General features: G+C 63.3%; 11 protein-coding genes. 6 read left to right on the top strand and 5 right to left on the bottom strand.

The genetic code is table 11. From position 1 onward, the window contains the following. Window positions 1-73: 73 nt before the first annotated feature. On the bottom strand, window positions 74-736 hold the full coding sequence (locus tag CDPAHKCJ_RS06265) for a phosphoglycolate phosphatase (RefSeq protein ID WP_205700826.1): 663 nt from the start codon (window positions 734-736) through the stop codon (window positions 74-76). Window positions 737-1,201: 465 nt separating this feature from the next. On the opposite strand from CDPAHKCJ_RS06265, the gene CDPAHKCJ_RS06260 reads away from it, so the two are divergent. Further along, window positions 1,202-2,503 carry an NAD(P)/FAD-dependent oxidoreductase gene (locus CDPAHKCJ_RS06260; protein ID WP_166019118.1) on the top strand — a complete coding sequence of 434 codons (1,302 nt, stop codon included), beginning with the start codon at window positions 1,202-1,204 and terminating at the stop codon, window positions 2,501-2,503. 106 nt (window positions 2,504-2,609) lie between these two features. On the opposite strand, the gene CDPAHKCJ_RS06255 is transcribed toward CDPAHKCJ_RS06260, so the two are convergent. After that, complete coding sequence (locus CDPAHKCJ_RS06255; protein WP_346773901.1) at window positions 2,610-2,900, bottom strand: GIY-YIG nuclease family protein; 291 nt, start codon at window positions 2,898-2,900, stop codon at window positions 2,610-2,612. Between the two features lie 4 nt (window positions 2,901-2,904). Further along, window positions 2,905-3,612, bottom strand: a complete 708-nt coding sequence (gene rpe, locus CDPAHKCJ_RS06250; RefSeq protein WP_166019116.1) for a ribulose-phosphate 3-epimerase — start codon at window positions 3,610-3,612, stop codon at window positions 2,905-2,907. A 270-nt stretch (window positions 3,613-3,882) separates the two neighbouring features. Here rpe and ggt point away from each other — a divergent pair, with 270 nt between their 5' ends. The 3 genes from ggt to CDPAHKCJ_RS06235 all read left to right on the top strand — a co-directional run bounded on the left by ggt (window position 3,883) and on the right by CDPAHKCJ_RS06235 (window position 7,950). Further along, on the top strand, window positions 3,883-5,643 hold the full coding sequence (gene ggt / locus CDPAHKCJ_RS06245; protein ID WP_166019115.1) for a gamma-glutamyltransferase: 1,761 nt from the start codon (window positions 3,883-3,885) through the stop codon (window positions 5,641-5,643). A 180-nt stretch (window positions 5,644-5,823) separates the two neighbouring features. Continuing rightward, a complete protein-coding gene (locus CDPAHKCJ_RS06240) occupies window positions 5,824-7,107 on the top strand; it encodes an MFS transporter (protein WP_346773900.1) in 1,284 nt (427 codons plus the stop codon). Window positions 7,108-7,344: 237 nt separating this feature from the next. Continuing rightward, window positions 7,345-7,950, top strand: a complete 606-nt coding sequence (locus CDPAHKCJ_RS06235; protein ID WP_052384762.1) for a YajG family lipoprotein — start codon at window positions 7,345-7,347, stop codon at window positions 7,948-7,950. Window positions 7,951-8,099: 149 nt separating this feature from the next. On the opposite strand, the gene tmpT is transcribed toward CDPAHKCJ_RS06235, so the two are convergent. Both tmpT and CDPAHKCJ_RS06225 read right to left on the bottom strand, forming a co-directional pair. Next, window positions 8,100-8,771 (bottom strand): thiopurine S-methyltransferase, encoded by a 672-nt coding sequence (gene tmpT, locus CDPAHKCJ_RS06230; RefSeq protein WP_240916688.1) that lies wholly within the window; start codon window positions 8,769-8,771, stop codon window positions 8,100-8,102. A gap of 40 nt (window positions 8,772-8,811) precedes the next feature. Next, window positions 8,812-9,510 carry a TIGR04211 family SH3 domain-containing protein gene (locus CDPAHKCJ_RS06225; protein WP_166019114.1) on the bottom strand — a complete coding sequence of 233 codons (699 nt, stop codon included), beginning with the start codon at window positions 9,508-9,510 and terminating at the stop codon, window positions 8,812-8,814. Window positions 9,511-10,343: 833 nt separating this feature from the next. Between CDPAHKCJ_RS06225 and miaB the strand changes: the two genes are divergently transcribed. Beyond that, complete coding sequence (miaB, locus tag CDPAHKCJ_RS06220; protein ID WP_043335279.1) at window positions 10,344-11,693, top strand: tRNA (N6-isopentenyl adenosine(37)-C2)-methylthiotransferase MiaB; 1,350 nt, start codon at window positions 10,344-10,346, stop codon at window positions 11,691-11,693. Window positions 11,694-11,954: 261 nt separating this feature from the next. Then, window positions 11,955-13,064 carry a PhoH family protein gene (locus CDPAHKCJ_RS06215; protein ID WP_052384763.1) on the top strand — a complete coding sequence of 370 codons (1,110 nt, stop codon included), beginning with the start codon at window positions 11,955-11,957 and terminating at the stop codon, window positions 13,062-13,064. Window positions 13,065-13,165: the final 101 nt, after the last annotated feature.

Here is a 13,165-nt window from a genome sequence, read left to right as displayed (position 1 = left end):
CCGACACGGGGCCAGCTTGTCTGGGGCTCAGTCTATCATTGCGTGTCGCTGGCGGCAGCGCTGTCTGCCAGGCTCAATCAGCCACGACCAGCTCGGCAAGCGAGTCGACGACGTGATCCGGATGACTGCGCGAGATCGGCTCACCGTGGTTGTAGCCGTAAGGCACCGCCAGGGTGCGGAATCCGGCGGCGCGGCCTGCCGCGATATCATGGCGCGAGTCACCCACCATCAAGGCCTGACGCGGCGGCACTCCCAGCCGCTCGGCGGCGAACAGCAGGGGCGCAGGGTCCGGCTTGCGCGTCGGCAGGCTATCGCCGCCCAGCGCAAGCGCGAAATGCTCGCTCAGCGCGAAATGTGACAGCAGCGGTTCGATGAAGGCTTCCGGCTTGTTGGTGATCAGCACCAGCGGGATCCCGGCCTGGCGCAGGCCTTCCAGACACTCACGCGCACCGGGGTAGAGCCGTGTCCGTGAGCTGGGGTCGGCGGCGTAATGTGCCAGAAAGCTCTGATGCGCCTGCTCGACCCGCGACAGGTCATCGGTTGCCAGGCCATCGGTTGCCAGGTCATGTGCTGCCAAGGCGCGCTCCACCAGTACCCGCGATCCATTGCCGACAAAGTCGCGCACGCGGTCTTCCCCGAGTGCCGTCAAACCTTCATCGACCAGCATCCTGTCGATCGCGTGAGCGAGGTCCGGCACCGAGTCGATCAAGGTACCATCCAGATCGAAGGCCACCATCTGGATGCCCCGCAATGCCGGATGCGCCAGTCCGTGATCGAGGCTCTGTACCTGCTCGGCTCGGGCCCCGAGAGCGTCCCCGCCACGCGCGGTATCGCAAGGCGTGGAAGCGGAATGAGGCGCGGTCTGGATAGGCGCCTCTTCGGAAGTCTGCATCACCGTCTTGTCGCTCACCTGGCCTCCTTGGATCACTCGTTGAATTCGGCTGTCACGGGACGAGAATCATCCGCCATTCATCCACGCAACGCATGGTTTCATCTGTTTTGTTGGAAAAATCCGTAAAAAAATTACATTCCTTCACCTTGCCACTATTAGCACGCCAGTGGCCACGTTACCATAGCGCCATTCAGTCGACCGTCCCTCCGGGTGTGGCGCCAGTGACAACGAAAAATGCGCAACCCGACGCTCCGGCGACAGCCAGTTTCTGCTTGTCCTTTTCGACCTTGTCACTCTCAGGAGCACTCAATGGCCATTCCCCGCATCGTAGTCGTTGGCGGAGGCGCCGGCGGTCTGGAACTCGTCACCAAGCTGGGCCACAAGCTGGGCCGCAAGAAGAAGGCCGAGATCATTCTGATCGACCGCAACTCGACGCACATCTGGAAACCGCTGCTGCACGAAGTGGCTACCGGCGTGCTGGATTCCGGTCTTGATGAGGTCTCCTACCAGGGCCACTCCAAGACCCACGGCTACAAGTTCCAGCGTGGGACTCTCGAAAGCCTGGAACGCGAAGAGAAGCAGCTGACCCTGGCCGCCATCCACGATGCCAAGGGCAATGTGCTGCTGCCCGCCCGCCAGCTCAGCTACGACTACCTGGTACTGTCACTGGGCAGCGTGTCCAATGATTTCGGCACCGAAGGCGTCGCCGAGCATTGCCACTTCCTGGACAGCCCGCAGCAGGCCGAGAAATTCCGCCGCGATATGCTCGACACCTTCCTGCGCTTCAGCGCCAACGGTGAGGAATGTGAACGCCAACAGCTCAACGTCGCCATCATCGGCGCAGGCGCCACCGGGGTCGAGCTCTCCGCCGAGCTGTTCGATGCCTCCAAGATGCTGCACAGCTACGGTTTCTCCTCGCTGGAAGACCGTCAGGTCAAGGTTCACCTGATCGAGGCCGCACCGCGCATCCTGCCCGCCCTGCCGGAGCGCATCGGCAAGCCGGTCGCCAAGGAGCTGACCAGGCTGGGAGTCGATATCCACGTCGATACCCGTGTGACCTGCGCCGACTCACGCGGCATCACCACTGCCGATGGCACCCTGATCGAAGCCGACCTGAGCGTCTGGGCCGCCGGTATCCGCGCCCCCGCCTTCCTGTCCGAGCTGGGTCTGTCCACCGAGCGCAACAATCAGGTCAAGGTGCACCAGACCATGCAGAGCATCGATGATGAGTTCATCTTCGCGCTCGGTGACTGCGCCAGCTGCCCGCAGCCGGATGACAAGCGCGTTCCGCCGCGTGCCCAGGCCGCTCACCAGCAGGCCAGCCTGATGGTCAAGAACCTGCGCGCCGCGATGGACAACAAGCCGCTCAAGGACTTCGTGTTCAAGGATCACGGCTCGCTGATCTCGCTGGCACACTTCGATGCCGTCGGCTCGCTGATGCGCGGTGCCTCGGCGCGTTCGCTGTTCATCGAAGGCCGTCTGGCCAAGTTCTTCTACGCCTCGCTGTATCGCATGCACCAGATGGCGATCCACGGCGTGGTCAAGACCGGCATGACGGTGGTGGTCGATGGCCTGAACCGCTACCTGCGCCCGAAGATGAAGCTGCACTGATCGCCCGCAGAACAAAGAACGCAAGACATAGCATGCAAGACGCAAGACGCCCCCAGCGGTCTCCGCTGGGGGCGTCTTCGTTTCAAGCATTCAATCAAGCAGATCGTCAGGTCTCGCCGAGCAGACTGTCCAGTGTCATCACACCGGCGATCAACCGGCGCTTGGCCGCCACACTCAGCTGCTTGACGCGATACTCGAGCTTGAGTGCCCGCGAACGATCGCCGACCACCTGTTGATAACACAGCGTCAGCGGCCCCTTGCCGCGCAGCGCTCGCGCACCGCGCTTGCCACCCTCATGCTCGCTCAGTCGGCGCGCCACATCGGTACTGATACCGGTGTAGAGGCGCCCCTGGGCCGTCTCGAGCACATACAGCGACCACTCGTTGTCATCCGTCACGCGATCAGCCGCGCACGCTGGCAAGCTCGGCACGCAGCTTCGCCAACACGCTGTCGTAGCGGTTGGCATCGCTGTCACTGCGCGCATTGAAGATGGCGGAACCGGCCACGAAGGTATCGGCGCCGGCACGCGCGATCTCGGCGATGTTGTCGACCTTGACGCCCCCATCGATCTCGAGGCGGATGTTGTAGCCGGAGGCATCGATCCGACGACGCGCTTCACGCAGCTTGTCGAGGGTGCCCGGAATGAACGACTGGCCGCCGAAGCCCGGGTTGACGCTCATCAACAGGATCATGTCGACCTTGTCCATCACGTAGTCGAGATAGGACAGCGGCGTGGCCGGATTGAAGACCAGGCCAGACTTGCAGCCCGCATCACGAATCAGCTGCAGCGAGCGATCGACGTGGTCGGAGGCTTCCGGATGGAAGGTGATATAGCTGGCACCGGCCTCGGCGAAATCACCGATCATGCGGTCGACCGGCGTGACCATCAGGTGGGCGTCGATCTCGGCGCTGATGCCGTAATCCCGCAGCGCCTTGCACACCATCGGCCCGATGGTCAGGTTGGGCACGTAATGATTGTCCATCACGTCGAAGTGGACGATATCAGCCCCGGAGGCCAGCACATCCTCGACCTCCTGCCCCAGGCGGGCGAAGTCAGCAGACAGGATCGACGGGGCAATCTTGAAGTCATTCGGCAGTAGTTCAGACATGTCATCAGGCGCCAGCGAGAAGTGGAAAGGGCATTTTACGCCACCCTCTCACAAAAGACAGGCGCTGTGTGAAGTGCCAGGCTGCCCCGGCGCTTGCGTTCCCCTCTGCGCGACGGACGGCGTCGTCATCGTGGTTGAAATTGGTGCATTAGCATCTGATAGTAAAACGGTTCGTCTGGGTAGCCACTCCCGATGCGACTCACGACAGCACATGGCACGCGTCAACGACGCCATGCAGCGACTCCAATAACGATAAAGGGACAACCACTCATGTTCGACACCCCTTGTGCAGCACGCAAGCGTCTGAAGACCTTCGCCGCGGCGGCGCTGCTGCCTCTGGCAGGTCTGCTGCCCACCGCGATACCCGCCGCCTTCGCTGATACCTCCGCGATTCTGGAAGGCGAGCGCTTCCACCCGGTGGAAGGCAAGCACGGCATGGTCGCCACCAGCCATTACCTGGCCTCACAGGTCGCCCGTGACGTCCTGGCCGAGGGCGGCAACGCCGTCGACGCCGCCGTGGTGGCGGGCTTCGCACTGGCCGTGACCCAGCCGCGCTCCGGCAATATCGGGGGCGGCGGCTTCATGCTGGTGTCCGATGAAAAGACCGGCAAGGTCGTCGCCATCGATTACCGTGAGAAAGCCCCGGCTGCGGCCAGCGAGACAATGTTCCAGGACGAGAATGGCGAGGCGGTCTCCGAGTGGTCGCGCTTCACCCACCGTGCGGCAGGCGTGCCCGGCACCGTTGCCGGCCTGGCCAAGGCGCTGGAAGACTACGGCACCCTGTCGCTTGAGCAGGCGCTCGCCCCGGCCATCAAGCTGGCCGAGGACGGCTTCGTGATCCCGCCCCGTTTCGCCAAGGGACTGAGCGATGCCAAGGACCGCCTGGCCAAGTGGGACAGCACCGCCAAGGTGTTCTACAAGCCTGACGGCAGCAATTACGAGGCGGGTGAGCTGTTCAAGCAGCCGGAGCTGGCCGCGACACTCAAGCGCATCGCCGCCGATGGCCCGCGGGAATTCTATGAAGGCGAGACCGCAAAGCTGATCGTCGCCGAGATGGACCGTCACGACGGCATCATGACGCTGGATGACCTCAAGAACTATCAGCCGGAAATTCGCGAGCCGGTCCACGGCACCTATCGTGGCTATGACATCTTCTCGATGAGCCCGCCCTCCTCCGGCGGCGCGCACATCGTCCAGATTCTCAACATGCTCGAGGGTGACGACATCCAGGCAATGGGCTTCAATTCCGCCGCCACCCTCCACGTGATGGCCGAGGCGATGCGCCGTGCCTACGCCGACCGCTCCGAGTATCTGGGCGACACCGACTTCGTTGACGTGCCGCTGTCCGGCATCATCTCCAAGGATTACGCCAAGGAGCTGCGTGCCCAGTTCGACATGAACAAGGCAACGCCCTCCAGTGAGGTCAAGCCCGGCAAGCCGCAGCCCTACGAGTCCAATCAGACCACCCACTTCTCGATCGCCGATGGCAATGGTCTGGCCGTCTCCAATACCTACACCATCAACTTCAGCTACGGTTCCGGCATCGTGGTCGATGGCGCAGGCTTCCTGCTCAACAACGAGATGGATGATTTCTCGGCCAAGCCGGGCGTGCCGAATGCCTATGGCCTGATCGGTGGCGTCGCCAACAAGATCGAGCCGAACAAGCGCATGCTGTCCTCCATGAGCCCGACCATCGTGATGAAGGATGGCAAGAACTTCCTCGTCACCGGTAGCCCCGGCGGCTCGCGCATCATCACCACCACCCTGCAGGTGATCATGAACGTGATCGACCACGGCATGAACATCCAGTCGGCGGTCAGCGCGCCGCGCATCCACCACCAGTGGCTGCCGGACGAGATTCGCATCGAGGCGGGCATCAGCAAGGACACCATCCGCCTGCTGGAAGCGATGGGCCACAAGGTGGTGACCAAGGATGCCATGGGCGCCATCCAGTCCGTGATGATTCAGGACGGCACCTTCTATGGCGGTGCTGACCCGCGCCGTTCCACTTCCTCGGCGATGGGGCTTTGATCGACACGTTGTTCTGGCTGTCTCACGCGATTGCCTGTAGCAATTGTTAACAGACTAATTATATGCCATATGAGTCTTGACCCCATTGATGGGGCGGGCTATCTGTGACGGGCGACACTTCGGTGTCGCCCGTTCGCGTCTTGCTGCGCCATCACGCCATCTGCCCTACAAGGTGCCCTCGTGTCCTCAATCAAGTCACTCACGCCGCCCATCTCTGGCTGGCGACAATGGGCCAACCGCTATCCGGTCGCCTTGATCGCACTGGCACAGCTGTTCGGCACCAGCCTGTGGTTTACCCCCAATGCCGTACTCACGCCTATGCTGGCGAGCTGGGGCTTCGCCGGCGATAGCGCCGCGGCACTTGGCCAGCTGACCTCCTCGGTGCAGGGCGGCTTCATCGTCGGCACGCTTGTCCTCGGGCTGGCCGGGATGGCCGATCGCTTCGCGGCGCGCCATCTGTTCATGGCCTCCTGTGTGCTGGGCGCGCTGACCAACCTGGCTCTGCTGATCGCGCCGGGATTGCTGAGCGCCTCCGGACTGCGCGTGCTGACCGGACTGGCCCTGGCCGGCATCTACCCCATCGGCCTCAAGCTGATGGTGCAGACCGCGCCTGACCGCGCCGGGGCTGCTCTCGCCTGGCTGGTCGGCATGCTGGTCCTTGGCACCGGGTTGCCACATGCGCTGGCCGCACTGCAACAGGGCGAAGGCATGCAGCTGCCGTGGGGCGCCGCCATCAGTACTGCCTCAATCCTGGCCATCGTCGGTGCCGGTCTGGTCGCCTTGCTGGCCCCACCGGCGGCGAAAGCCACCTCGGCGCCCCGCCAAGCAACAGCGGCGAAAGATAGCCGCAACACCTTTCTCGCGCGTGCCACACGCGGACTGGCGGCCTGGCAATATCCCGGCTTCGTGCGTGGTGCATTGGGTTACTTCGGCCACATGTGGGAGCTATACACCCTGTGGGCGCTGACACCTCTGCTGCTGACCCAGATGGCCAACGCGACAGGCGTGACGCTCTCTCCTGCCACCCTGGCCTGGCATAGCTTCCTCGTCATCGCCATCGGCGCGCCCGGCTGCGTCGTCGGAGGCTGGCTCTCGCGCAGCCGAGGCAGTCTGTGGGTCGCGCGCCTCGGACTCGCCGGCTCGGTGACGCTGACATTGATCTTCGTCGCCGCCACGCAGCTTGAGGCCGGATACGGCGCGCTGCTGGCACTGCTGGCGCTGTGGAGCCTTCTGGCCGTGATCGACTCGCCGCAGTTCTCGGCGCTCGCCGCGGGCGGTACCCCAGTGGAGTTGCAGGCCAGCGCCCTGGCGATGATGAATGCCTTCGGCTTCAGCCTGTCGCTGGTCTCGATCGCCTTGCTCACGCCGCTGATCGCCGGGCACGGTAGCCTGCTGTTGCTGGCCTTGCTGCCCGGCCCGCTGCTGGGCCTGCTGGCCTTGAGCAGGCGCGTCGACGGCGCATGAGCGATGGACCATGAACTACAAGCCATGAACTACGAGCCATGAGCTACGGGCCATGAGTCTCGACAACTGTCGCTTGCAGAGGACAGGCATGAGCCTGAATTTCCACTACGCTCAGGCGCCATTCTGGCCCTATACTCGCGCCATTGTGCTCCGGCCATCCCGCGCTGCAGGCGAGATATTGGCAACGGATAGCCGAGATGACTCCCATGACAACCGGCCTCAGGCCCAGGAACCCCGATGATGATGCACAAGTTGCGCACCACCTGCATGAGCGTGGCATTGATCGCCACGGCGGCACTTCTCAGCGCTTGCGGCACCAGCCCGCAGCGCCTCTACGTCAATCCGCAGGTCGGCGAGATGGGCGTGGTCGGCCACGGCCAGCAGGTGGTGGTGGATGTGCTCGATGAGCGTCCGTCAGAGCGCATCGGTTCTCGCGATGGCGCCACCAACGCCTCGAGTTATCTGGTCGTGCCGACCGGCGACCTGACACCCAAGCTTGAAGCCCAGACCGTCAGCGCCCTGCGCCGCATGGGCTTCGTGCCGGTGTCCGCCGAACAGGCCAATCAGGGCGCAGCAGAGCTGACCATCTCGTTGACCGAGCTGGCCTATGGCGTGAAGCGCGGCGGCCTGATCACCGATACCGCGACACTCAATGGCGTGATCAAGGCCGTCGCCGTGTCCGGCAAGCAGCGCTATACCGGCAGCTATACCGCGACGCGTGACCAGGGCTATGCCCTCAAGCCGAGCCAGGAGAAGAACACCGAGATGGTCTCTGAGGTGATTGGCGATGCGCTGACTCGCGCCTTCCAGGACACCACGCTGATCCGCCAGCTCGACCAGTAGGCTCGATCAGCAAGCTCGATCAGTAAGTTCGACAGCTGCTCGCCACCAACGAAAACGCCACCGCCGCCCATTGGGCGGCGGTGGCGTTTTTCATGAGGACTGAACCTTCAAGAGGACGGTACCTGACTGACAAGGTCATCCCCGAGGCGTCAGCGACGCGGTCCCTTGCGCACCAGACTCCACACCGTCTCACGCAAACCGCGCTCATCCGGGGCGCGACGCTCCAGCACCTCTAGCGTGAAGTTGGCACTCAGAAGCTGACGAATCTCGTCTTCGGCGACATGGAATGGCGGGCCCTGATGCTGTTCCGTCTGCCGCTCGAGACTGATCAACAGGCCACGCGCGCCCGGTGGCAGCAGCTGCGCCAGATGGAAGGCGTAGCGCTGCCGGGTGGCCGGCGGCAAGGCAATCAGCGCGGCGCGATCATAGAAGGCGTCCAGATGATCGACATGGTCGATATGGAAGTGGAAGAAGTCTCCGCACCACAGCTCGACCATGCCCTGACGGAAGCATTCGAAGTGCTCCAGCCGATAACGCGAGACATCACCGACACCTTCGGCGACGAACTGTTCGCAGGCCTGGCGCGCAAGCTCGATGCCCAGCACCGGATAGCCCTGCGCCGCCAGCCAGCGCATGTCGAGACTCTTGCCACACAACGGCACCAGCACCTTGGCGCCCGCCGCGATCTCAAGCCGCGGCCACCAGCGCTCCAGCGCCGAATGCGTGGCGGGCAGATGAAAGCCGATCCGCCCTTCCTGCCATCGCGCCAGCCAGGGGTCACTGGCCGGCGTCGCGTCCATCGTCGTGTCTTGTCCCGACATGAGCTGGCGCACTCCCTCTGCTATCGGTTACCAGAATGCCTTACAGGAAGCCGTGACGCTTCTTCTTGCGACGCGGCAGGTGCGGCACGATCAGGCCGACCAGCAGGCCGACACCCGCCACGCCACCGCCGTACATGAAGTAGCGCATCAGCAGGTCCTGCTTCTTGGTATCGAGCTTGGTTTCCATGTCCTGCATCTTGCTGCGCGCCTGGGCAAGCTCGGCTGACTGGCTGTTGCTGGCCTGCTCAAGCTCCTCGATGCGTGCCTGACGCGTCTCGAGGCCGGTCTTCATGTCCTCGACACGGCTTTCCCACTCTTCATTGATGCCATCGAGCTTGGCAGTCAATTCCTTGACCCTGGCGCTGAGCTCGGGCACCCGGGCATTGACGCTCTGGGTGTCCTGCAGGTCAGCGGAGGGGATCCACACCACGTCGCCGCTGGCGGTGCGGATCTTGCTGTAGTCATTCTGGACCTCGAGCAGCTCGACCGGCTGGCCGGCTTCCACCGTGCCCACGATGCGGTAGCCATCCGTCGGGCCACTGCGCACGAAGGTGGTGAGGTCATCGGCGACCCAGCGATCGGTGGCCGCATTGGCCAGCGGTGCGCCCAGCAGCAGGCTGCCGGCGACGCCAGCCCCCAGCACCACACGGCGCAGTGAGCGCGCAAGCGTCGAACACGGCGATCGGGGTGACAGGAGACCGAAAGATGAAGGGGTGCTGGTAATGGAGAATCGCGTCATATCGTGTTCTTCATGGCTGTCTAAGGGCGTAAGCCGACCGTGTCAGGCGTGTGGCACGAGGAGCAAGCGCGCTGAATCCTGCGTCCCCACAAGCCGAACATGATCGACCGCTTTTGGGCGAAGGAAGGCTCGCCCTGTCTGCCCATGCGGTGTCTGCCAGGTTGCGCAATGCAAGGCGTCCTGCCTGGCATCGCTGTCGCGCTTGGACGTACGGTAACGAAATTGCCGCGAGAAAAATCCGAGACTGTCATTTCAGTGTCTTCAGACATCCACACTTTCTGTGGATAAGTCTTGGGACAACCTCAAAGGGGCAGGTCTGCGCACGGCGAAATGCCTGCCCCGCCAACAAATCGATCAAATTTTAACCAGCTCAGGCAGCCGGGCTATCGGCATGAAAACCTCAACAAATCAAGCCATTGACAGCCTGATGTGCGTTGCGCAACACCTGCCTGATAACTATGAAACATGCCAAGCCCCTGTTGTAGCGTCAGGGCATGCGCGGGCTTTCTCGTGAGGATACCACAGCCACCATCAGGCTGAACCGGTGGTTGGCAGGCATCCTCCTCATTGCTGACAGCAATGCGACAGGGCTGGCCGCATGGCCGGCAGACTCCTATACTGTGCCGTCCCGATTTTGGCCTCGACCCGATCAGCGTGCCGCTTGGCACAGTATCGTCGCGCCCTCGATTCCCGGCCAGCCATCGGCGCCGGGGCTCATTCATTACAAGTCGTGCCCGCTTCTCCTGACCGCTGACGCTGCCCGCCGCCATCATGTGCCCGGGCGCGAGGCGCACGAAGCCCGGGCGCGCAGCTCAGAGCGTTCACACAAGGCAATGGCGAAGAAACTCTTCATCAAGACTCACGGCTGCCAGATGAACGAGTACGACTCCGCGCGCATGGCGGATCTGCTCGGCGAATCGCATCAGATGGAAGTCACCAGCGACGAATCCGAAGCAGACGTCATCCTGCTCAATACCTGCTCCATCCGCGAAAAGGCGCAGGAGAAGGTGTTCCACCAGCTGGGACGCTGGAAGAAGCTCAAGGAAAAGAACCCGGAGCTGGTGATCGGCGTCGGCGGCTGCGTGGCCAGTCAGGAAGGCGACAACCTGCGCAAGCGTGCCCCGCATGTGGACATGGTGTTCGGCCCGCAGACCCTGCACCGCGTGCCGAAGATGCTCGACACCCGCCGCGACAGCCTCAAGCAGATTTCCGTGGTCGACGTGACCTTCCCCGAGATCGAGAAGTTCGACAACCTGCCCGCGCCCAAGAGCGACGGTGCCAGCGCCTTCGTCTCGGTGATGGAAGGCTGCTCCAAGTACTGCACCTTCTGTGTGGTGCCCTACACCCGCGGCGAGGAAGTCTCGCGTCCCTTCGAGAAGGTGATGGATGAAGTCATCCACCTGGCCGACCAGGGCGTGCGCGAGATCAACCTGCTGGGCCAGAACGTCAACGCCTACGCCGGTCTCAACCAGCTGGGTGAGGAGATCGACCTTGCCGAGCTGATCAGCTGCGTGGCGCAGGTCGAGGGCATCGACCGCATCCGCTTCACCACTTCGCATCCGCTGGAGTTCAAGGACTCGCTGATCGAGGCCTTCGGTGAGATCCCGGAGCTGGTCAGCCACCTGCACCTGCCGGTGCAGTCGGGCTCCAACCGCATTCTGGCAGCGATGAAGCGCGGCCACGAGCGTGACCTCTACATCGACAAGCTCGAGCGCATCCGCGCGCTGCGCCCGGACATCAGCTTCTCCTCCGACTTCATCGTCGGCTTCCCGGGCGAGACCGATCAGGACTTCATGGACACCATGGACCTGATCGGCCAGATCGGCTTCGATCACTCCTTCAGCTTCATCTACTCCGCGCGTCCGGGCACCCCGGCGGCGAATCTGGAAGATGACACCCCGGAAGAGGTGAAGAAGGAGCGTCTGCTCATCCTGCAGGAACGCATCAACCAGCAGGCGATGCAGATCGGTCGCAAGATGGTCGGCACCACCCAGCGCATCCTGGTCTCCGGCTTCTCGCCGCGTGACCCGGGCTTGCTGTCAGGGCGCACCGAGAACAATCGTGTGGTCAATTTCCGCGCCGCCAATCCGACGGAGCTGATCGGCTACCTGGTGGATGTCGAGATCACCGAGGCCTACCCCAACTCGCTGCGCGGTGAGCTCAGCTCGCCCTACCGCTATTGATCGCTCCTCGCTGCCGGTATTGACGAGTCGCCATCAGCCCCCACTATCAAGCAGATAGCCACGCTGGCCGTACAGGACAATTGCCCTGTACGGCCATCGCGCATTAAGCTCTCTTGAGACTTCGGCAACGCGTCACCATTGACACTGAAATGGCGTCGTCATGCGCCGTGGCGGGCAGAGCGCCTCATGCATCACGCCATCGCGACTGCCCCTCATCGCCAACCATCATCGTCACTCATCACTATCAGGATATTCGACGCCTTGAGCCACCAGTCACAGCAAGCCAATCGCATTCTCAACATGACGCTTGAGCCGGCAGACCCGCAGCGTCTGGCCAGCCTGACCGGTCAGCGCGACGAGCACCTCAAGCTGATCGAATCCCGGCTCGGTGTCACCCTGCGCAATCGCGGCAACGACTTCCAGATCGCAGGCCCGGCGGCCGCGGTGAAGGCGACCGCCAACGTGCTGGAACATCTGTATCGTGAGACCGGCGCCGGTGAAGTCGATGCCGAGACCGTCCATCTGTTCCTGCAGGAATCCGGCGTCGAAGCGCTGGTCGAAGCCGCCGAGGACCAGGGCGCTACCTACGGTGATGTGGTGATCCGCACGCCCAAGGTGCTGGTGCGCCCGCGCGGCTTCAACCAGCAGGGCTATGTCACCGAGATGCGCAATCACGACATCAACTTCGGCATCGGCCCGGCCGGTACCGGCAAGACCTATCTTGCCGTCGCGGCCGCCGTGGAAGCGCTCAACAACAACGAAGTGCGACGCATTCTGCTGGTGCGTCCGGCGGTCGAGGCCGGCGAGAAGCTCGGCTTCCTGCCGGGGGACCTGGCCCAGAAGATCGACCCCTACCTGCGCCCGCTCTACGACGCCCTGTACGAGATGCTCGGCTTCGAGCACGTCAACAAGATGATCGAGCGCCAGATCATCGAGATCGCACCGCTGGCCTACATGCGCGGCCGGACGCTCAACAACGCCTACATCATTCTCGATGAGTCCCAGAACACCACGCGTGAGCAGATGAAGATGTTCCTGACGCGCATCGGTTTCGGCTCCACCGCTGTCATCACCGGTGACGTCTCGCAGGTCGATCTGCCGCGTGGCACCCAATCAGGTCTCGCGCACGTGATGGAGGTCCTCAAGGACACCCCGGGGATCAGCATCACGCGTTTCCTGGCCAAGGACGTCGTGCGTCACCCGCTGGTGCAGCGCATCGTCGAGGCCTACGACACCTTCGAAGCCGCGGAAGAGCAGCAGGAAGGCGAGCGTCGCGAGCAGCGTCAGGCCGAGCGCGAAGCCCGCATGGCGGCGCTGAATGCCCAGAGCAACGTGCCGCCTGCCAGCACCCCGACGGGAGGTAGCCAGTGAGCGAAGCCCCTGCGGTCGTCGTGGACCTGCAACTGGCCATCGGCGAGAGTGAATTCGATGGCCAGCCGCTGCCGGCCAGCCACCAGCTGGAAGCCTGGGTG

This window comes from Cobetia sp. MB87, assembly GCF_011319755.1.
Taxonomy (GTDB): domain Bacteria; phylum Pseudomonadota; class Gammaproteobacteria; order Pseudomonadales; family Halomonadaceae; genus Cobetia.
The sequence above is the reverse complement of the archived record's forward strand: the minus strand, read 5'-3'. Positions and strand labels throughout refer to the sequence as shown.